This is a genomic window from Roseateles sp. (assembly GCF_019237615.1).
In the GTDB taxonomy this organism is placed as follows: Bacteria; Pseudomonadota; Gammaproteobacteria; order Burkholderiales; family Burkholderiaceae_C; genus Pelomonas.
The window spans coordinates 23,774-44,437 of record NZ_JAFAGT010000082.1 but is presented as its reverse complement, the minus strand read 5'-3'; the positions used below and the strand labels follow the sequence as shown (position 1 = coordinate 44,437).

Below are 20,664 nucleotides of genomic sequence, written 5' to 3'. Positions count from 1 at the left end.
CGGGTCTGTGTCGGAATCTAGGCGCTGTTCTCGGCCGCGTCTATCGGCGCTCGGCGACATCGAGTCCCGAAAACGGCGGGCGTCGGGCCCAGGTTCAAGGGGTATTTAGTGATTCCTTGTGACCCAGGCGTGAAATCCAAGGGATTTTACTAATTTGGCTTTGACGGGGAATCTGTCACCAGAATGCGGGATATGCCTGGGCAGAATGCGCCGCGATTCGGGGCATTGAAGTCACGACATAACCGCAGGAGTGGGCAGCGCCCGTCATCATGGAACGACTCGCCCAAGCCTTCGACGGCGTCACCCTGCGCCAGCGTCTGGTGCTCGTTGCGGTGCTTTGCGCCTTGCTCTGTGCCGTGCCCACCTGGCGTCTCGGTGCGCAGGCGCAGGCCAGGCTCCATGCGGTCTCCGTCGAGCGCGACGCGCTTCCTGCGAACAAGGCCTGGCAGAAACTGCTCGCGGCGCTGAATGCGCATCGGCTGGCCGCCGCCGTCGTGCGTGCCCGGCCCGACGGGGAGGCCGTTCGGCAGCGCTCGGCCGAGGGTGCCGAGCAGGCGTTCGGCGAGGTCGATCTCGCGCTGGCCGCCAACTCGCAGCAGCGGCGGGACAGGGTGCTGGCCCTGCGTGCCGACTTCATGGCCTTGAGCGACGCGTCCGCCAATGGCGCCCTGCAGTTCCCCATGTTGCTGAAGAGGCATCGCGCGCTCGCCGACCGGGTCATCGACGAGATCGAGCAACTGAACGGCGATGCGGGCCTGCTCGTGGATGACGATGCCGGCACCCACTACACCATCCTGGCCGGCTTGCAGATCGCGCCCCAGATCGGCGATGCGCTGTCGGAGCTGGGAGCGATCGCCGCCGCGGCATCCGTGGACGATGTGGCCAACGTGGCCGCCGCGGCGGGGCGCTACAACGCCGGCAGCCATCGGCTAGCCCAGGTCCTGGAGCTCGCGGCACGGCTGGATCCGGAGCGCCAGGCCGAGCAGCTTGCGGTGCGCGACGCGGCGCTCAAGCAGCAGGCCATGGTCAGTGAAACGCTCGACGCGTCGGCGGCCGACGTCAACTATCCGCTGGACAAAATGAGCGCGACCTTCGTCGAGGCGGCCGACCTGCAGGCCCGTCTGGCGGCTCAGGTGCTGGGTGGCGTGGACCAGCGACTCAACGAGCGAGAGGTCCAACTGCAGCGGGACGCCGCATGGCTGTTCGGTGTCATGGCCTTGGGGCTTGGCGCCGTGGGTCTGCTGTTGTGGCGCACCATCAGCGGCATCCTTGGGCCGGTCATGCAGGCCATCGAGGCGACGGAACGCATTGCCGCGGGCGACCTGGGCAAGCCGGTCCGCACGGCGCGGCGTGACGAGATGGGGCGCGTGCTGAATGCCATCGAAGCCATGCAGGAGCGCCTGCGCGGGCTGGTGCGCAGGCTGCAGGAGGTCGCGGGAGAAATCCATGTGGCCGCCGACGAGATCGCCGCGGGCAATCAGGACCTGAGCCACAGGAGCGAGCAGTCCGCGACGCAGATGGAGGTGGCGGCCGGCAGCATCGAGGCCTTGAGCGGAACCGTCGCCGCGACGGCCAAGGCCGCCGACGAGGCCAGCCGCCTGGCCGGGCTGGCCTCTCGCTCGGCGGAGCGGGGCGGCCAGGTGGTCGGGCAGTTCCTGTCGACGATGACGGGCATCAGCGAGAGCTCGCGCCGCATCGCGGAGATCATCGGGGTCATCGACGGCATCGCTTTTCAGACCAACATCCTGGCCCTGAATGCGGCGGTCGAGGCGGCCCGTGCGGGCGAGCAGGGGCGGGGCTTCGCCGTCGTGGCGTCCGAGGTGCGTGGCCTGGCGCAGCGCAGCGCCACCGCGGCGCGCGAGATCAAGGTGCTGATCGATGCGTCGGCGACGCAGGTGGAGAACGGTTCCCGGCAGATCGGCGAGGCCAGCGCGGCGATGGCGCAGGTCACCCAGGGCATCGACCGGGTCAGCGGGATGATCCGCGGCATCGCGACGGACGCCGCGCAGGAATCCGCTCGCATGCATGAGCTCAGCGCAAGCATCACGAAGATCGACCAGATGACGCAGCAGAACGCCGCGCTCGTCGAGCAATCTGCGGCGGCGACGCACTCCATGAACGAGCAGGCGGAGCAGATGTCGGCGCTGGCCACCGGGTTCCGCCTGACGAGCCCCTGAGCGCCGCGGCCCGGCGCCGCGCAGCCGGGCCACTGGAAAATCCGGGTGGCGTCGCCATTTGCGGGGCATGAATGCCCGCGACGATTCCCCACTCGATGCCTACTCGGCCACCGTCGCCCACGTGGCCGAGACCGCCAGCACCGCGGTCGCGCACATCAAGGTGGGCAAGAAGGGGCGTGACGGCGCGTCGGCGGCGGCCGGCAGTGGTTCGGGTTTTCTTTTCACGCCGGACGGATTCGCGCTGACCAACGCCCATGTGGTGGAGGGGGCGAGCGAGTTGCGCGCGGCCTTTGCCGACGGCACCGAGGGCGCGGCGCGGCTGGTCGGGCAGGACGCTTCCACCGACATCGCCGTGCTGCGGCTGGAGTCGCACCCGGCGGCCTGCCTGCCGCTGGGTAGCTCGGCGGGGCTCAGACCGGGGCAGCTCGCCGTGGCGGTGGGTAACCCGCTGGGATTTGACTTCACCGTCACGGCGGGCATCGTGAGCGCCCTGGGTCGCAACCTGCCGGCACGTGGCGGCCGCATGATCGACGACGTGATCCAGACCGACGTGGCGCTCAACCCCGGCAACTCGGGCGGGCCACTGCTGGATGGCGCGGCCCAGGTCGTGGGTGTCAACACCGCTGTCATCCCGTCCGCCCAGGGCCTGAGCTTCGCGGTAGCCATCGACACTGCCCGGTGGGTGGCCGGCGAGCTGATGCGCCATGGCAACGTGCGGCGCGGGCGGTTGGGCGTGCAGTGCGCGGTAGTGGCGCTGCCGCGGCGCTGGGTGCGCGAGCATGACTGGCCCACGGCCACCGGCCTGCGCCTGATGGAGGTAGTGCCTGGCTCGCCAGCGGCGCAGGGCGGGCTGCGCGAGGCCGACATCCTCATCGGCTGCGATGGCCTGCCGCTGGCGCAGCTGTCGGACCTGCTCAAGCGCCTGGCCGGCGAGGGCTATGGCCGGCCCCTGCTGCTCAAGCTGCTGCGTCCGGTGGCGGGGACGCTCAACTCGTTGGTGCTGAGCGTGGCGCCGGGCGGCTGACGCCGAGGCGAGATACGCCTGAAGCGTCTTGGAACCTGCGGGCCTCAGGCCCCGGGCGCATTCCACAGCAGCCAGTCGACGGCCGCCGCGGAAGACGTGGACAGCGTGCCGAGCAGGGGCTGGTCGGCGCCCGTCGCGAAGCGGGTCATCAACAGGATGGGGAGCAGCTTGTCGGCGTCCGGCGCGGGCTCGGTGGGCGTGGCGTGACGCCACCGTTCGGGCGACAGCGCCGCCGCCTGCAGGAAGGCGATGGCGCGCAGCAGCTTCGGGTCGCGCCAGAGGTCGGCGCCGTTGGCGCGTCCGTACTGTGCCAGGCGGGTGGCCGCTTCCAGGTTGAAGGCGCAGTAGTGGAAGGGCCGCGTGCGTGCCAGCTCCCGGGGCATGCGGCCGTCGTCCTCGATCTGCGGCGCGAAGCGCCGCGCCTGGACGGTCGCCAGCCTGTCCGCCGCCTTCCCGGTCTGGCCGGTGAAGAGCAGGTAGTTCACCAACTGGGCGTCGAAGAACATGCCGTGGTTGTTATCGGCGGCGTCCTCGTCGCGGCCGATGGCGCTGGTCTGCATCCACTGCACGAACTCGGCGAACCACTCGCGCAGGGCGGCGAGGTCCCCGTCGGGCAGGGCACCGCTGGCGTTGAGCAGCAGCGCCGCATCGATGGCCATCCAGAGGTTGCGCGTGTCGATCAGGCCCTCGGCCCGGCCTTCGACGATGCCGGGGATGCCCTGGGCATAGCGCAAATGCGGCCGCATGCGCGTCGCGGGCGCGAGAAACCAGTGGCGCAGTGCCGCCACCGCCTTCTCCGCATGGCCGACCGGCGCGCCGAAGAGGTGGGCTAGCGTCAGGTCGAAGACGTCCCGGCAGAAGGCCTGCAGACGGTCGGCGTCCAGCGCTTCGCCGGCGACCTGGGGGTTGCGCTGGCCGTCGCGGCGGATGTAGGGCAAGCCGTTGGGCGTTGCGGGGTTGGGCCACCAGTACGGGCCCATGCTCAGGTAGTCGTTGCGCGAGCCCGATGGCGGGGCCAGGGTCTTGTCGACGACGCTGCGCAGCGGTGCCTTCAGCGCCCTGGCGGCGCGCGTCCGCAAGGCCTGGTGGGCGGCGGCGAGGCCGGTGTCGCCGGCGGCAAGGCGGCGGCGCGCCTCGTCGAGGGCCGGGCCGTCCAGCGTCAGCAGCTGCGGCGTCGCGCCGGACGCCGCCTGCACCTGGCTCATCGACAGGCCCAGCAGGCCCAGCAGGAGGCTGCGCCGACGCACTGTCATGCGGCCTCCTGGCGCAGGCCGCTCTGCGCGTCGAAGAAGTGCAGGCGGTCGCGCGGGGCCGACACGCTGACGCGGTCGCCGCTGTGCAGGCTCGGCCGGTCGGCAACGTTGACGACCAGCGGGCCGGTCGCGCTCTGCAGGTTGAGCTGGGACTGCGCACCCATGAACTCGATGGATTCGACGGTGCAGTCGAAGACGGCCGCCGCATCGGGCGCGCGGCCGAGCTGCAGATGCTCGGGGCGCACGCCGAGCTGCAGCCGCGTCGGGTCCAGCGAGGTCGCGAGGCCGGCCGGCAGCGTGCAGAAGTTCATTGCCGGCGAGCCGATGAAGCCGGCGACGAAGCGGTTCGCCGGCCGGTCGTAGAGCTCCGCCGGGCTGCCGGCCTGCTCGATGCGGCCGTCGCGCAGCACGACGATGGTGTCGCCCATGGTCATGGCTTCGACCTGGTCGTGGGTGACGTAGACAGAGGTCGTGCGCAGCCGCGCGTGCATGGCCCGGATCTCCTGCCGCACCGCGCTGCGCAGCGCGGCGTCGAGGTTGGACAGCGGCTCGTCGAACAGGAAGGCCGCGGGCTCGCGCACCATCGCGCGCCCCATGGCGACGCGCTGGCGCTGGCCGCCGGAGAGAGCCGCGGGGCGGCGCTCCATCAGCGGCTCCAGGCTCAGCATGCGTGCGATCTCGTCGACGCGGCGGCGGATCTCGTCGGCCGGTCGCTTCATCAGCTTGAGGCCGAAGCCCATGTTCTCGCGCACCGTCATCTGCGGGTACAGCGCATAGCTCTGGAACACCATCGCGATGTCGCGCGACTTGGGCGGCTCGTGTGTCACGTCGCGGCCGCCGATCAGGAGCCGGCCGCTGGTGGCCTCTTCCAGCCCTGCGATCATGCGCAGCAGCGTGGACTTGCCCGAGCCGCTGGGGCCCACGAGCACGCAGAACTCGCCATCGGCGATGGACAGCGAGACGTCCTTGATGACGTCGGTCTGGGCGAAGCGTTTGCCGACGCCCTTCAGTTCAATGGCAGCCACTCTCTCTAGCCTTTCACGGCACCGGCCAGCAGGCCGCGGTTGAAGGATTTCTGCAGGCCCAGGTAGACGAGGATGCTGGGCAGCATGGCGATGACGCTGATGGCGATGAAGACGGCGGGCTTCATCGTCTCGTCGGCGCGCACGGTGGCGAGCGCGACGGGCAGCGTGTAGAGGGACTCGTCGTTGGTGACGAGCAGGGGCAGCAGGTACTGGTCCCAGATCATGATGAAGCCGAACACGGCGGCGCTGCCCAGCGCCGGTTTGCACAGCGGCAGGATGACATGCCAGAAGATCTGCCAGTCGCTGGCACCGTCGACGCGCGCGGCCTCCTCCAGGTCGGCCGGGATGGCGCGCATGAACTCGCTGAGCATGAAGATGGAGAAGCCCCAGCCGACGACCGGCAGGATCATGCCCAGGTGCGTGTCGTGCAGGCTCACGCCCGCCAGCGGCAGCTGGCCCAGCACGATGAACAGCGGGATGGCGATGACCTCGTCGGGCAGCATCATGGTCGACAGGATCAGGAAGCTGACCAGCGCCAGGCCGCGGAAGCGCTTGCGCGCCAGTGCATAGGCGGCGAGGGCGCTGACCGACAGCTGCAGCACCGTGCCGACGAGCACGACGACGGTGGAGTTCAGCAGGTAGCGCCAGACCTTGGCCTCCACCCAGGCGTAGCGAAAGTTCTCCAGCGTCGGCTGCTCGGGCCACCACAGCAGCCGGCCCGGCGCAACGGTGACGCCGGACAGCGCCGTCATCAGGAAGGCCCAGAACGGTCCGGCGAAGACGACGAGCACGAGGCCGTAGAGCAGGGCGCGCGGCGCCCATGAGAGTTTCGAGTTCATCGACGGCGGCGCCAGGCGAGGTAGACGGCGGTGAGGGCCGCGGTGAAGAGGAAGAGCAGCATCGAGGCGGCTGCGGCGAAGCCGTAGTCCAGCTCCTGGAAGCCCTGCTTGTAGATCTGCGTCATGACGACCTCGGTGCTGCCGGCAGGTCCGCCGCCGGTCGTCGCGTAGACCTCGGTGAAGACACGAAAGCCGCGGATGAAGCCCAGTGTGCAGATGACGGTGATGGCCGGCGCGAGGCCGGGCAGCGTCACCGTCGTGAAGCGCTGCCAGGCGTTGGCGCCGTCGACGGCCGCGGCGTCGTAGAGCTCGCTGTTGATGCCGGCCAGGCCCGCGACGAAGATGACGGTGTCGTAGGGCACATGCTTCCACACATGCATGCCGATGAGCGCGGCCAGGGCCTGCGACGGATCTGCCCAGAAGCCCTGTGGGCCGATGCCGACGAGGCCGATCAAGGCGTTGATGACACCGTCCGGCGTGGGTGCATAGAGGATGCGCCAGACTTCGGCGGCGACGGCGGCGCTGGTCACTGCCGGCAGGAACATGGCCGTGCGGATGAAGCGCATGTGCCGCGCCGTGCCTTGCAGAGCTTGGGCCAGCAGCAGCGCGATGGAGGCCGACAACAGCACGGTGACGAAGACGTAGAGCAGCGTGCGGCCAGCGGCGTCACGCAGGGCGGCGTCGCCCAGCGCGCGCTGGAAGTTGTGCCAGCCGACGAAGGTGTCCGGCCCGCCGAAGTTGACCTTGTGGAAGCTCATGACCAGGCCCTTGGCCATGGGGATGAACTTGAACCAGGTGAAGACGAGAAGGGCCGGCGCGAGGAACAGCCAGGGCGCCAGGCGGGAGAGCTTGCGTTGCGTGGTCATTGCGCCTCCTGGCGCGCCAGTTCGGCGTTGAAGCGCTGGTTCAGCGCCCGCAGGTCGCCGGCGATGTCCTTGCTGCAGTGGGCCAGGATGGCGTTGAAGCCATCGGCCGCGAGCTGCTGCAGTCGCGACCAGTTGCGCGCCTGCGGCAGTGGGTGGCCATGCTGCGCGTACTCCTGCGCGACCATGCTCCAGCGCGCGTCGCCATGGCCCACGCCCGCATCCAGGTTGCGGTTGACCGGCAGCCGCACGATGGGCAGGCCGCCCTTCGGTGCCTGCATGCCCATCGCCTGGCCCTCGGGCGAGATCAGGAACTCGACGAACCGCCGCGCCTGCTCCGGCTGCCGGCTGCGCGTCGTGATGAAGGCCAGTTCGCCTCCGGCCAGGCTGGCGCGCTGGCCCGTGGGTCCGGCCGGCAGCGGCACGACCTCGTAGTGGTCGCGTCCCGGCTCCTTGTCGAACAAGGCGATGTGATAAGGCCCGGACAGGTAGATGCCTGCCTGGCCCGAGCTGAAGACCTTGTTGGTCTCCTGCGTGCTGGCGTTGATGGCATTGGGCTGCACGCTGCGGTCCTCGCAGACGAGGCGGCGGAAGAAGGCCAGCGTGGCGACGGCGGCCGGCTCGTCGAGGGCGCCATGCATCTTGCCGTCGGGGCCTCGGCGCTGGAACTCGCCGCCGGCCTGGAACAGGAAGGAGCTCAGGTACCAGGCCGCGTAGCCGCGCGCGGTGCCGCCGGGGAAGGCCAGGCCGTAGCTGTCGCGGCGGCCGTTGCCGTCGGGATCGCGCTCGGTGAAGGCCTTCGAAAGCTGAGCCAGCTCCTCCCAGGTGCGCGGCACCGGCAGGCCAAGCTTCTCGCGCCAGTCGCGGCGGATGAAGAGCACATGGGTCTGCACTGATACCGGCACGCCATAGACCTTGCCGTCTGGCAGCGTCGCGGCGCGCCAGGCGCTGTCCAGCAGTTGATCGGCGCCGGCGATGCGTGAGCGGTCGATCTCGGTGGCTACACCCATGTTGACGAGCTGCCCCGCCGTGCCCAGCTCGTTGACGATGACGTCGGGCATGCGGCCGCCGACGGCGGCGCGCGCAAGACGCTGCTCGAAATCGGTCAGTGCGTTGAAGTACTCGACGCGGATGCCGGTCTTCTTCGTGAAGGCCGCGGCGATGGCGTCATAGGTCTTGCGGCCGTCCTTGGAGGAGCGCGTCCACACGCGCAATGGCTCGTCGGCCGGAGCGGATTGCACCGTGGCCGGCAGCAGGGCGGCGAGCAGTGCAATCAAGGTAAAGCGGTTAACCATTCCTGCATTGTCACGACAGTGGTCGCTCAAGTAAACAGCGGCGTATATAGCGAAAACCCTGGCAACAAAGGCGTGAAACGGCCTTCCATTTTTGATTGGGCTCACTATCATTCAAGTTAAACGCTTTACCAAAATGACCAAGAAACGACTCCCTACCCTCCGTGACGTGGCCGAGGTCGCGGGCGTCTCCGTGGCCACGGTCTCCAAATATTGCAGCGGTGGCCAGCGCTTCTCGCCGGCCGTCGAGGCGGGTATCCAGGCGGCCATCGAGAGCATGGGTTACCGAACCAACCACATGGCTCGTTCCATCGCGACGGGCCGCAGCGGCGCCGTCGGCCTGGTGGTGCTGGACCTGGGCAATCCTCACTTCACCGGCATCGTCAAGGGCGCCAGCCGCGTGGCCCAGGCCAATGACTACAGCATGGCCTTCGTCGACACGGCCGAGAGCCAGGCGCCCGAGCGCCATCTCGTCGAGACGCTGTCGCGGCGTGTCGACGGGCTCATCGTCAGCTCGCGCCTGGCCGATGAATCCATCGAATGGCTGAAGGCCCTCGGCAAGCCGGTCGTCTTCTTCGGTCGCTACGGACATGAGGGCGTGCACAGCGTCGGCGCAGACGGCTATCTGGCCGGGCTGATGATCGGCCGCCACCTGATGTCGCTGCAGCACCGTCGCGTGGCCTATGTGGGCTTCCCGTCCTCACGCTGGAATGCCGAGCGCATCCGCGGCCTGCGCGACGCGCTGGCGGAGGCGGGCTGCGAACTGGAGATGCTCGACGTCGATGCGCCGTCGCCCGAGGCCGGCGAGTCGGCGGCTTCGCGCCTATTGCTGGGCGGCCAGCGGCCGGACGCCATCGTCACCTACAACGACCTGATCGCGTTGGGCCTGATGAACGAGGCGAGAGCCCTTGGCGTGGAGATCCCGCGCGACGTCTCCATCGCCAGCTTCGACGACATCGCCTACGGCCGCTACACCAGCCCCACGCTGACGTCGGTGGCGATGAACAGCGAGCAGATGGGCGAGGTGGCCATGCACCGCCTGCTCCAGATCATCAGCGACGAGCTGGAGCACCCCTTCGACGAAGTGCTCGCGCCGCGCCTGGTCGTGCGCGAATCCACCTGCAGGCGGGCGGCATGAGGGCGCGGCCCGGATCAGGCGGCGGCTCGGGTCGAGCCCCGCACGACGAGTCGCGGCGTCAGGTCGTTGGCGCGCGGCGGAGCTTCCTCGCCGTCGATGGCGGCGATCAGGTCGCGCATGGCCCATTCGCCGAGTGCGTCCGCATGCAGGTCCACGCTGGTCAGCGGCGGGCTCAGGAAGCGGCCGAAGGGCATGTTCTCGATGCCGGCCACCGACACGTCACGCGGCACCGACAGGCCCAGGTGCCGGGCCTCGGAAATCAGGCCCATGGCGACGAGGTCGTTGCAGGTCGCGATCGCCTGCGGGCGCTTCTGGCCCAGCAGCAGGCTGGATGCCAGCCGGGCGCCATCCTCGGCCGTCGGGTTCACGACCTGATGCACGGCGAGCTCGACGCCGGCCGCCTGCAGCGAGCGCCTCATGCCCAACAGCCGCTCGGCATTGCCGGGCTGCGCCTCGCAGGCGATGTAGGCGATGTCGCGGTGGCCCAGGCTCAGCAGGTAGCGGCCCAGCATGGCAGCGGCCTGCTCGTCGCTGCTGGTCGCCTGCGTGGCGCCGCTGGCGCTGCCGAGGTCGACGAAGGGGCGGCCGTAGCTGGCCAGCAGCTGACGCGCCGCGGCGGGCAGGGCGGCAGCGAGCACGATGCCGTCGACCTGCATGCCGGTCACGCGCGCCAGCTCGCGCTCGGGCGATTCGCTCTGCAGCAGGTCGACGAAGAGCAGGTCATAGCCCAGGGCCGTGGCCGCGCGGCTCGCGCCCTTGATGACGGCCGCGGTGTAGGGATTCTCGACGCCGTAGACCAGGGCAGCGATGGCGCCCGAGCGGCCCGTGACCATGCTGCGCGCCGCCAGGTTGGAGCGGTAGCCCACCTTCTCGATGGCCTCCGCGATGCGCCCTTCGACGGCGGACGTGAAGCGCTGCTTGCCGTTGACGTACTTGGAGACCGCCGCCGTCGACACCCCGGCCAGTTCGGCGACATCGCGCAGCGTGGCGGGGGACTTGGACGGGGGCATGTCGGATCTTTGGGCAGCGCTGGAATGGCGCGCATTCTCTTACAAGGCCATCGCGACGGGAGCCGCCATGTGCGCTGATCGCTACGAACCTCCGCTCAAGGCGGAATCCCTGAATGCGCTGGTGCGCGGCGAATTGCTGCCGCAGCTTGCCGGCTACTTCGAGCTGCTCGACGCCGGCGGCGCCGACACGCGTTTCAACGGCGAGCCGGTGTTCGGCCAGGGAGATGTCTTCCTGCCCGGCAAGATCGCCATCGGCCTGGCCCATCTGCTGACGCTGACGCCGCGCGACGCCCAGCCCTATGCGGGCTATCTGGCCGGTAGCCGGCGCCTGATGGCGCTGATCAGCACGCAGACCATCGAGAGCTGGGGCATCTACTACGCGCTGATGGCGCTGAACCGGCTGCGCAAGGCCGGCCTGCTGGAGGCCGCGGTCGAGCCCGATTGCCTGCGGCTGCTGCAGGCCAAGCTGGACTGGCGGCATTTCGTCGACGAGCAGACCCTGCGCCTGAAGGCGCTGCCGACCAACTACTACGGCGTCGCCTTCGGCATCGCGCGCCTGCGCATGCTGCTGCAGTGGGAGGACGCCAGTGCCAGCGAGACGCTGCTCGCCAAGACGCTGGACCACTACGAGCGCTACTCGGGCGAGTTCGGCTTCTCGGACGAGACGGAGGGCGAGGGCCGCTTCGACCGCTACAGCATCCTGCTCGCCGCGGAGTTCTGCGAGCGCTTCATCGAGACCGAGCTGCCTGTCACGCCGCGCCTCAAGACCCTGCTCGCGCAGTCGGCCCAGCTGGCCCTGCAGTGCGCCAGCGCGGCCGGCGACGGCTTCGGTTTCGGCCGCAGCATCGGCCCCTATGGCGACACCGGCGTCGTCGAGATCCTCGCCACCGCGGCCCGCCTCGGCGTGCTCGATGCCGAGGAGGCGCGCTACGCCTACGCCTTCTGCGTGCGCGCAACGGCCAAGTACGTCGACTTCTGGTTCGACCCGGCGCTGAACTCGCTCAACCTCTGGACGGGCGGCCGCAGCACCGACGGCTATCGCGGCCCGCACCGCATGCTGGGCGAGAACTTCTCCATCATCCACCAGTTGCTGTGCACCTGCGAGCTGTGGGCCGCGGCCGGCCTGGCCGACCAGGCGCCGCCCGAGGATCTCGGCGACTGGCTGGAGCGGCGTCAGCCGGACTTCAGGCTGAACTGGTTCGCGCGCGGCCACTACGAGCGCGCGCTGGTGACGCGGCGCGACCGTGGCCTGGTCTTCACGCTGCCGCTGATCAACGGCGGCGTAGGCCAGCACGACAACGCGCCGTACTACCCCATCCCCTTCTCGCCGCGCCTCGTCGAGGGCCGGCCGGAGAGCGGCGCCGCCCATGCCCAGCTGTTGCCGCGCCTGGCGCTGGCCGACGGCAGCGTGCTGCTGCCCACGTCCTTCATCCAGGACATCAAGGCCTGGCGCGACGGCGACGAGCATGTCCTCAGCTACAGCCAGCCCGGGCTGAACCGCGTCGGCGGCCGTGAGCCGCATCTCGACACCCGCGTGACGCTGACGACCGAGTACCGCTTCGGTGCCGGCCGCATCAGCCGCATCGACACGCTGCACCCCGCCGCGCCGCTGGACATCGCGTCGCTGAGCCTGGACTTTGCCTGCTTCTCGGCGGGCGCCCGGCCCCAGGGCCTGGGGGTGTCCTTCGACACCGGCGTCATCGCACGCTTCGAGGCCGAGGGCTATGAGCGGCTGGACGTCCAGGAGCCGCCCGCCGAGGACCTGCAGAGCCTCACGAGCGGCCCGTCGCGCACGCATCTTCACTTCTCGGGACCGGCCTCACAGAGGGCCGCCCCACTTCAAGTCCGGTGGACGCTGAGCTACCGATAGTCAACCCAAACCATCTATAAAACGGAGACAGGCAATGAACGAGGTCACTTCCAGGCGCATGACGCCGATCGCAGCGGCACTGCTGGCCCTGGCCGCACAGGCGGCCCAGGCGCAACAGGACACCAAGCCCAAGGACGAGGCCGCGCCCGGCAAGGCGCAGCTGGAACGCGTCGAGGTCACCGCCAACAAGCGCGTCGAGAAGCTCGAGAACGTACCGCTCGCGATCTCGGTGTTCACGAGTGAGCGCCTGGAGCGCAGCAATGTGCGCTCGCTGGAGGACGTCATCGAGCTGACGCCGGCGCTGTCGGTCACCTATGGCACGACGCCGGCCAACAACGGCCTGAACATGCGCGGCATCGGCACCTCGTCGATCGGCATCGGCGTCGAGTCCGACGTGTCGGTCATCATCGACGACGTCCCCGTGGGCGCCCAGTTCATGGCCTTCAAGGACCTGGCCGACGTGCAGCGCGTCGAGGTGCTGAAGGGCCCGCAGAGCACGCTGTTCGGCAAGAGCGCCATCGCCGGCGCCATGCTGATCACGACCAAGCCCATTGGCAGCGCCATCCGCGGCGACGCCAGCACCCTCGTCACCAATGACGGTGAGAGGCGGCTGCGCTTCTCGGTGGGCGGCGAGATCGCGCCCCGGCTGGGCCTGCGCGTCGCCGCCGCCGCCAGCCAGTTCGAAGGCAACCTCAACAACCTCTCCACCGGCAAGAAGGTCAACGGCAGCAGGGACCGTACCCTGATGATGAAGCTGGCCTGGCACCCGACCGACGACATCGATGTCGAGTTCACGCCCACCTACAACAAGACCCGCAACGACTGCTGCACCTTCGCGCTGACCAGCTTTGGCACCAACAACCAGCTGAGCGGCTACCAGAACGGCGTCGCCGCCCTGCCGGCCACGCTGCTGCTGGCGGGCATCACGCCCGGGCCCGACAACCGCGACATCCGCATGGACTCGCCGACCGGCATCGAGTCCGAAATCAAGGGCGCGTCGCTGCGCGTCAACTATGCCGCGCCCAACGGCATGACGCTGACCTCCATCACGTCCACCCAGCGCTACACCGCCAACGACTACCGCGACCAGGACTTCACCGACGTCCACACGCTGCTGTACTACCCGATCGCCGCCGGCAAGTCCACCGTCGGCCGGGACGCGGGCTATGTGCAGTACGGCACCTACCTGATCGAGTCCAAGACCCAGGAGTTGCGCCTCACGTCGGCGGATACGGGCAACTTCCGCTACGTGGCCGGCCTCTGGTGGGCCAGCAACGCGATCGACCGCACCTTTGTGCGCGGCTTCGACGGCATCGCGTTGTCCACGCCCATCGCCTACTTCGGCGACACCTCCAACCGCAATACCGCCATCTACGGCCAGGGCGCCTGGGAGTTCATGCCCGGCACCACGCTGGTGGCCGGCCTGCGCCAGAACCGCCAGGTCTCGGGCTACTCGCTGACGCTGGGCAACCCGCCGCCCGCCGACTTCACGCCGACGGCCAGCTATTCCAGCCGCGGCAACAAGGAGGACTCGACGACCGGCAAGGTCAGCCTGCAGCACCAGTTCACGCCCGGCGTGATGGCCTATGTGATGACCTCGACCGGCTACAAGGGCAAGGCCTACGACATCACCAGCGGCCTGACCGCCGCGACGGCCGCCCAGCAGCCCGTGCCCTCGGAATCGGCCCGCCACTGGGAGCTGGGCATGAAGGGCAACTTCTTCGGTAACCGCATGACGGTCAACCTCGCGGCGTTCAACACCAAGTTCAAGGACTACCAGCAGAACTCCGGTGGCTACCTGCCCGGCACGACGACCTATGTGACGCGCCTGAGCAGCATCGGCGGCGTGCAGACGCGCGGTGTGGAGATGGACGTGGCGGCCCTCATCACGCCCAACTTCATCGTCAACGCCGACGTGGCCTACACCCGGGCCACCGTGTCCGACTGGCCCAACGCCCCCTGCTACAACGTGGGCGGTTCGCCCAACGGCGGCTTCAACCTCGAGTGCGTGCGCAACAACCCCCTCTACGGTGGACAGAACACGCAGGACGTGACCGGCGGCAGCATGCCCAACGCGCCCAAGCTGAAGCTGGGCCTGTCCGGCCGCTATGACCTGGTGTTGTCGGACGCACCGGTCAACCTGTTCTTCAGCGGCAACCTGCGTCGCCGCACCGAGGTGCTGACCAACATCAACCAGGACCCGACGCTGATCTCGCCGGCCGTGACCATCGTCAACGTGGGCTTCGGCTTCAAGGACAAGGCGGGCCGCTACCAGCTGGGCTTCTTCGTCAACAACCTGCTCGACCACCACTACGCCAACACCGGCTTCAGTGGCCTGGGTACCTGGCGCGTGAATCCCACCAACAGCGGCGCCACGGTGGCGCACACGACCTGGACGCCGGCCCGCGACGCCTTCCGCTACTCGGCGCTGCGCCTGGACGTGAAGTTCTGAGCATGAGCACCGGCCTCTTCGATCTGGCCGGCCGCACGGCCGTCGTCACCGGCTGCAACACCGGCCTGGGGCGCGCCATGGCCCTGGGCCTGGCCCAGGCGGGGGCCGACATCGTCGGCATCAACCGCTCGGGCTCCGCGGACCTGGGCAGCGAGGTGGCCGCGCTCGGCCGGCGCTACGTCGACCTGCGCGCCGACCTGTCGGAGCGTGGCGGCGAACAGGCGCTGATCGATGCGGCCGCCGCGACGAGCGGCCGCATCGACATCCTCGTCAACAACGCCGGCATCATCCGCCGTCGCGCCGCCATCGACTTCAGCGAGAGCGACTGGGACGACGTGATGGAGCTCAACCTCAGCGCCGTCTTCCGGCTGTCGCAGGCCGCTGCACGGCGCTTCGTCGCCCAGGGGAGGGGCGGCAAGATCGTCAACGTCGCGTCCATGCTGTCCTTCCAGGGCGGCGTCCGCGTGCCGTCGTATACGGCCAGCAAGAGCGGCGTGCTGGGGCTGACGCGCGCGCTGGCCAACGAGTGGGCGCCGCTGGGCATCAATGTCAACGCGATCGCGCCGGGCTACATGGACACCAACAACACGGCCGAGCTGCGCGCCGACGCGCAGCGCAACGACGCCATCCTCGCCCGCATCCCGGCCGGCCGCTGGGGCTCGCCGGCCGACCTGGCGGGCGCCATCGTGTTCCTGGCGTCGGATGCCGCCAGCTATGTCCATGGCCACACGCTGGCGGTCGACGGTGGATGGCTGGCACGCTAGCAAGGGCGACATCGTCGCCGTACACCAGGTCTTCGCGCTGCTCGGCGCGGTCGCGGACCAAGGCGAGGGCGGGGCGCAGCAACTGGCCGCGAAGACGGCGCTGCCCACGCACACCGCACAGCGGCTGCTGCACGCCATCGCCCGGCTGGGCTATCTGCGGGAGTCTGGCGGCGGCTGGCGCCTGACGCCCCGTGTCTTCGAGCTGGGCGCCCGCGCGCTGCCGCAGCCCGACGTCGTCGCGCTGGCCCGGCCGGCCATGCGCGAGCTGGCGCGCAGTTCGGGCGAGGCCGTGACGCTGGGCCTGCGCGACGCGGACGACATCGTCTACGTGCAAAAGGTGGAATCCCACGGGGCCACCGGGGTCTGCATCCCGGTCGGCTCGCGCGAGCCCTTGCAGCGCTCCTTTCTCGGCGCGGGCGGGCCGACCTGCCATGTGCGGCGGCTGCCCCATCTGTGCAGCCTGGGCATGCCCTTCTTCGACCACGACGGCCAGGTCGTTGGCGGCCTGGTCATGCACGTGCCGGCGGGGCGCGCGGACGCAGCGAGGGTCGGCGAACTGGCAGCCGGGCTCCAGGCCGCGACTGCCACGATCTCCAGCGGCCTGGGCCACATGCCGCAGCAGGCATGCAGCGCACCCGCCCCCCTGCCATTCCTGCCGAAACTGGACGAATGAAACCCATGCCGGCCGGCTAGTCCGCGGCACTCCTGGAACCTAGGCTATCGACACCTCGATACCTCTCAGGAGTTCTCCGTGACCCAGCCCAAGATCGGCATCATCATCGGCTCCACCCGCGAAGGTCGCTTCGGCGACCGGCCGGCGGCGTGGATCCATGCCATCGCCAGCCAGCGCCAGGATCTGCGCGTCGAGATCGTCGACCTGCGCGACCATTCCTTGCCGTTCTTCGCCGAAGCCATGTCGCCCAGCTGGGGGCCGCCCCAGAACAAGCAGGCCCGGGCCTGGGCGGCGCGGCTCGCCGGCTTCGACGGCTTCATCGTCGTGACGCCCGAGTACAACCACGGCCCCAGCGCCGTGCTGAAGAACGCGCTGGACTACGCCTACACCGAGTTCGTGCGCAAGCCCATGGCCTTCGTCGGCTACGGCGGCGTCGGCGCGGCGCGCGCGGTCGAGCAGCTGCGCCTGGTCGCCGCCGAACTGCAGATGGTGTCCGTGCGCAATGCCGTTCACATCGGCATGGTCGAGTTCCTCGGCCTCTGGCAGCAGGGCAAGAGCTTCGACGAGTTCCCGCACCTGGCGCAGGCGGCGACCCAACTGCTGGACGAATTGTCCTGGTGGGCCGCGACGCTGAAGACTGCGCGCCAGGCCGAGCTCCTCACCGCGCAATGACCCAGGAGATCATCATGAACTCGTTCGTTCTCGCATCCGCGCCCGCCGTGGCCGACAAGCCAGCCCGGCCCGCCGAGGTCCCCCGCCGCATCCTGCACCGTACCCAGGGCCGCGGCCATGGCGGCATCACCCGGCTCATGAGCCCCTCCGACCTGGGGCACCTCGTCAAGCCCTTCGTCTTCCTGGACCATTTCGACGACGACGCGATGCAGCCGGGCGCCATGCCGCTGCATCCGCATTCCGGCATCGCGACGCTCACCTACATGATCGAGGGCGCCATCGTGTACGAGGACACCACGGGGGCGAGCGGCAAGCTGCCGTCCGGCGGCGTCGAATGGATGATGGCGGGCGGTGGCGTCTGGCATACCGGCGGCCCGGCCTCGCCGGGGCGCATCCGCGGCTTCCAGCTCTGGGTCGCGATGCCGCCGGAGCTGGAGAACGCGCCGGCGCGCAGCCTCTACCTGGACCCGCGAGAGCTGCCGCGCGTCGGCCCGGCCCGAGTGCTGCTGGGCCAGCATGGCGGCCAGACGGGACCCATTCCGCAACCCTCGTCGATGAACTACCTGGGCGTGCAGCTGCGCGCCGGCCAGACGTGGCGCTACGAGCCGCCGCGCGGGCATTCGGTGGCCTGGCTCGCGGTGAGCGAGGGCGAGCTCGGCGTGCCGCAGCGCGTCGGCGCGGGCGAGATGGTGGTGTTCGAGGAGTCGAACCAGGCCATCGAGATCCGCGCCGAGCAGGACACCCAGTTCGTGCTCGGCTCGGCTGCCAAGCACCCGCACGACCTCGTGATGGGCTACTACTCGGTGCACACCAACCCCGAGGCGCTGCGCCAGGGCGAGGCGGGAATCCGTGCCATCGGCGCCCGGCTGGGCCAGCGCCGTCGCGCCGCGTTCTGATGTCCTTTCATCCCATTTCTTCTCGCAACCAGGAGTTCCTCATGTCCACTGCCATTCAAACCCCCACCCTCTCGTCCGTTCGCGCCTCGTCCGGTGCCGGTTCGGCCCTGCGTCCCGCGACCGAGCTGCTCGGCCGCGTCTCGCTGGTCGCGCTGTTCCTGCTCTCCGGTGTCGGCAAGCTGGCTGCCTACCAGGCCACGTCCGGCTATATGTCGGCCATGGGCGTGCCGGCGGCGCTGCTGCCGCTGGTCATCGTCACCGAGGTCCTCGGCGCTGTCGCCGTCATCGCCGGCTGGCGGACGCGCTTCATGGCGGTGCTGCTGGCCGGCTTCACCCTGTTGAGCGGGCTGCTGTTCCACAGCAACTTCGGCGACCAGATCCAGATGACGATGTTCCTGAAGAACCTCTCCATCGCGGGCGCCTTCCTGATGCTGGCGGCCAACGGCGCCGGCCGCTACAGCCTCGACGTGCGGCAGGGGCGCTGAGCCCTTGAACCGGCTACCGGGGCGGCAGCCCGCCCGGCAGCGTCTTCTGCCAGTCGCAGCCCTGCGCCCCGCGCCGGTGGGCATAGTCGAACAGGTGCTGCATGTACTCGGGGTCGAAGTCGCGCGCCTTGCCCTGCGTGAAGTCGGCGCCGATGCAGGCGAGGTTGAAGTCGGCCCCGTCCTGCAGCGCCGTGCGGTAGATCTGTTCCAGGTCACCCAGGCCCTGGCGCTGCATCAGCAGCCCGAAGGCGCGCCCGCCGATGCTCAGCGTCCGGCGCGGCGTCGCCGCCCACTCGGGCAGCAGCTTGCCGTTGCGTACGGCATAGATGTGCATCTCGCGCCGGTAGGGCCGACCCAGCGCGCGCTCCAGCGCCGCCAGGGTGTTGGACGGGTAGGTGAACACCTGGTTGATGACGCCGCCGTCGACATGCATCTCCTGGTAGCGCCTGCCTTCGACCTCGACGTCGATCATCACCGGCGTCACGACGCCCGGGATGCTGGCCGACGCCACCATCACGCGGCGGAACAGCTCCAGCGCCTCGGGCGTGCCGCTGCCGGCGATGGCCCCCATGTTCCAGCTGACGGCGCGGCCGGAGTCCAGCTCCGTCGTGCCAACCACCAGGGCGCGGCCCGTGGCGTACTCCGCCGCGATGGCGGACAGCAGCCCGGGCGTCACGTACTTCTCGACCAGGCGCGCCAGTGGCGCGCTGTCAGCCATGCCGTCGCTCGACAGACCCGCCAGCAGCGCGCGCGTCCGGAAGACGCCGTCCAGGCCGGCGGAGACCGCAAACTCCCGCAGCGTCGGGTCATGCGCCGGCCCCAGATAGGCGAAAGGCGCGATCAGGGCGCCAGCGCTGATGCCGGTGACGACCTTGAACCTGGGCCGGCTGCCATGGGCCGTCCAGCCGCTCAGCAGGCCGGCACCGAAGGCGCCGCGATCCCCGCCGCCGGAGATGGCCAGCACATGGATGGGCGGCAGCGGGTCCGTGGGCAATCCCTGGGCGGCGAGGAACGCCACCTCCCGGCGGTGGTCATTCAGTGCGCCTTCGATGAAGGGGCCGATGTGGGCGCCCAGCCAGTACCGCGAGTCGGGAATGCCCGGCGTCGTCGCGCGGTCCACCAGGTCCGCTGGTACGGCATCGAGGCGCACGACGGTGCCGCAGGACTGCTTGAATGCCGTCGTGGCGCGCGAGAGGGCGAGACGCAGAAATTGCACTTCGAGGCTTCACCCGGTCCATGGATGTCGGGCCATGATAGTGACGAAGGGCGGGACGCATGCGGCCGGGGCCGTGCGGGCCCGCCCATCCAGCAGGAGATGAGCTTGGTTGATCTGAATGATGTGGCGCTGTTCGTACAGGTGGTGCGGGCCGGCAGCTTCGCCGAGGCGGCGCGGCGCTCCGGGATGCCCGCCAACACGCTGAGCCGGCGCGTGCAGCAGCTGGAGGTGCAGCTGAGCCTGAGGCTGCTGCACCGCTCCACCCGGAAGCTGGCCCTGACCGATGCAGGAGAGGCCTTCTACGCGCGCTGCGCCGACCAGGTGGAGGCGCTGTCGGACGCGGCGGCGGAGCTGGGGGAGGGTGGCCAGATCCCCAGCGGCAAGGTCAGGGTGGCGGCCCCGGCGGACTTCTTCAACTGGTTCCAGCTGGCATGGATCACGGAGTTCCTGGCGGCCCACCCCCGGGTGCGGCTGGAGTTCCTGCTCAGCGACTCACGGGCTGACCTGGTGGCGGAGAGCGTCGACGTCGCGATGCGGGCCGGCAAGCTGCTGGAGCCCACCCTGGTGGCGCGCCGGCTCGGCACCAACCGGCAGTCCCTGGTGGCGAGCCCGGCCTACCTGGCGGCGCGCGGAACGCCCCAGTCCCTGGACGAGCTGGCGCTGCACGACTGCCTGTCGATGCCGGCACCGTCGGGCCGCACGGCATGGCGCCTCGACGGCCCCGACGGCCCGGTGGAGGCCCAGGTGTCCGGACGCTTCTATGCCAACACGGCAAACGTCCTTCTGAAGGCCGCCGTGGCCGGCATCGGCATCGCCCTGCTGCCCGACATCATGACGGCGCCTCATCTGCGCGACGGCGAGCTGATCCCGGTGCTGCCGGACTTCACCGTCGCCGGCGTCGATGTCAACCTGGTCTACCTGAGCCGCAGGCAGCTGCCGCGCGCGGTCAGCGTCTTCATCGAGTTCGCGGTGACGAAGATGGTGGCGCAGGGCCTGGTGTTTTGAGCGCCAGGGG

Annotated in this window: 18 protein-coding genes; 11 read left to right on the top strand and 7 right to left on the bottom strand. The window is 69.7% G+C overall.

The features are described 5' to 3' along the window. Positions 1-269: 269 nt before the first annotated feature. Complete coding sequence (locus JOY88_RS16245) at positions 270-2,177, top strand: methyl-accepting chemotaxis protein (RefSeq protein WP_293503677.1); 1,908 nt, start codon at positions 270-272, stop codon at positions 2,175-2,177. A gap of 67 nt (positions 2,178-2,244) precedes the next feature. Then, a complete protein-coding gene (locus tag JOY88_RS16240; protein WP_293503676.1) occupies positions 2,245-3,201 on the top strand; it encodes a S1C family serine protease in 957 nt (318 codons plus the stop codon). Positions 3,202-3,245: 44 nt separating this feature from the next. On the opposite strand, the gene JOY88_RS16235 is transcribed toward JOY88_RS16240, so the two are convergent. Genes JOY88_RS16235 through JOY88_RS16215 form a run of 5 tightly spaced genes read right to left on the bottom strand, consistent with a single transcriptional unit; the run spans position 3,246 to position 8,476 of the window. After that, positions 3,246-4,454, bottom strand: a complete 1,209-nt coding sequence (locus tag JOY88_RS16235; RefSeq protein WP_293503675.1) for an alginate lyase family protein — start codon at positions 4,452-4,454, stop codon at positions 3,246-3,248. Next, positions 4,451-5,479 carry an ABC transporter ATP-binding protein gene (locus tag JOY88_RS16230; protein ID WP_293503674.1) on the bottom strand — a complete coding sequence of 343 codons (1,029 nt, stop codon included), beginning with the start codon at positions 5,477-5,479 and terminating at the stop codon, positions 4,451-4,453. The genes JOY88_RS16235 and JOY88_RS16230 overlap by 4 nt, the downstream gene beginning before the upstream one ends. A gap of 5 nt (positions 5,480-5,484) precedes the next feature. Then, positions 5,485-6,318, bottom strand: coding sequence for a carbohydrate ABC transporter permease (locus JOY88_RS16225; RefSeq protein ID WP_293503673.1), 834 nt, complete (start codon positions 6,316-6,318; stop codon positions 5,485-5,487). After that, positions 6,315-7,184, bottom strand: coding sequence for a carbohydrate ABC transporter permease (locus JOY88_RS16220; RefSeq protein WP_293503672.1), 870 nt, complete (start codon positions 7,182-7,184; stop codon positions 6,315-6,317). The genes JOY88_RS16225 and JOY88_RS16220 overlap by 4 nt, the downstream gene beginning before the upstream one ends. After that, positions 7,181-8,476 carry an ABC transporter substrate-binding protein gene (locus JOY88_RS16215; RefSeq protein WP_293503671.1) on the bottom strand — a complete coding sequence of 432 codons (1,296 nt, stop codon included), beginning with the start codon at positions 8,474-8,476 and terminating at the stop codon, positions 7,181-7,183. The genes JOY88_RS16220 and JOY88_RS16215 overlap by 4 nt, the downstream gene beginning before the upstream one ends. Positions 8,477-8,609: 133 nt before the next feature. On the opposite strand from JOY88_RS16215, the gene JOY88_RS16210 reads away from it, so the two are divergent. Beyond that, the gene (locus tag JOY88_RS16210; RefSeq protein WP_293503670.1) at positions 8,610-9,611 is read left to right on the top strand and encodes a LacI family DNA-binding transcriptional regulator; all 1,002 of its coding nucleotides are present in this window, start codon (positions 8,610-8,612) and stop codon (positions 9,609-9,611) included. Positions 9,612-9,625: 14 nt separating this feature from the next. Here JOY88_RS16210 and JOY88_RS16205 read toward each other — a convergent pair whose 3' ends face one another. After that, positions 9,626-10,621, bottom strand: coding sequence for a LacI family DNA-binding transcriptional regulator (locus JOY88_RS16205; RefSeq protein WP_293503669.1), 996 nt, complete (start codon positions 10,619-10,621; stop codon positions 9,626-9,628). 67 nt (positions 10,622-10,688) lie between these two features. On the opposite strand from JOY88_RS16205, the gene JOY88_RS16200 reads away from it, so the two are divergent. The 7 genes from JOY88_RS16200 (at position 10,689) to JOY88_RS16170 (ending at position 18,433) form a co-directional block, all read left to right on the top strand. After that, positions 10,689-12,491, top strand: a complete 1,803-nt coding sequence (locus JOY88_RS16200) for a hypothetical protein (protein WP_293503668.1) — start codon at positions 10,689-10,691, stop codon at positions 12,489-12,491. 34 nt (positions 12,492-12,525) lie between these two features. Then, complete coding sequence (locus tag JOY88_RS16195) at positions 12,526-14,943, top strand: TonB-dependent receptor (protein ID WP_293503667.1); 2,418 nt, start codon at positions 12,526-12,528, stop codon at positions 14,941-14,943. 2 nt (positions 14,944-14,945) lie between these two features. Next, the gene (kduD, locus tag JOY88_RS16190) at positions 14,946-15,707 is read left to right on the top strand and encodes a 2-dehydro-3-deoxy-D-gluconate 5-dehydrogenase KduD (RefSeq protein WP_293503666.1); all 762 of its coding nucleotides are present in this window, start codon (positions 14,946-14,948) and stop codon (positions 15,705-15,707) included. Beyond that, a complete protein-coding gene (locus JOY88_RS16185) occupies positions 15,664-16,380 on the top strand; it encodes an IclR family transcriptional regulator (protein ID WP_293503665.1) in 717 nt (238 codons plus the stop codon). Before kduD ends, JOY88_RS16185 begins: the two co-directional genes overlap by 44 nt. 78 nt (positions 16,381-16,458) lie before the next feature. Then, positions 16,459-17,052 carry an NADPH-dependent FMN reductase gene (locus JOY88_RS16180; RefSeq protein WP_293503664.1) on the top strand — a complete coding sequence of 198 codons (594 nt, stop codon included), beginning with the start codon at positions 16,459-16,461 and terminating at the stop codon, positions 17,050-17,052. Positions 17,053-17,066: 14 nt separating this feature from the next. Then, a complete protein-coding gene (locus JOY88_RS16175; RefSeq protein WP_293503663.1) occupies positions 17,067-17,948 on the top strand; it encodes a pirin family protein in 882 nt (293 codons plus the stop codon). Positions 17,949-17,989: 41 nt separating this feature from the next. Then, positions 17,990-18,433, top strand: coding sequence for a DoxX family protein (locus JOY88_RS16170; protein ID WP_293503662.1), 444 nt, complete (start codon positions 17,990-17,992; stop codon positions 18,431-18,433). A gap of 13 nt (positions 18,434-18,446) precedes the next feature. Here the strand turns inward: JOY88_RS16170 and JOY88_RS16165 are convergent, their stop codons facing one another. After that, complete coding sequence (locus JOY88_RS16165; RefSeq protein WP_293503661.1) at positions 18,447-19,649, bottom strand: patatin-like phospholipase family protein; 1,203 nt, start codon at positions 19,647-19,649, stop codon at positions 18,447-18,449. A gap of 105 nt (positions 19,650-19,754) precedes the next feature. Here JOY88_RS16165 and JOY88_RS16160 point away from each other — a divergent pair, with 105 nt between their 5' ends. Beyond that, a complete protein-coding gene (locus tag JOY88_RS16160) occupies positions 19,755-20,654 on the top strand; it encodes a LysR family transcriptional regulator (RefSeq protein ID WP_293503660.1) in 900 nt (299 codons plus the stop codon). Positions 20,655-20,664: the final 10 nt, after the last annotated feature.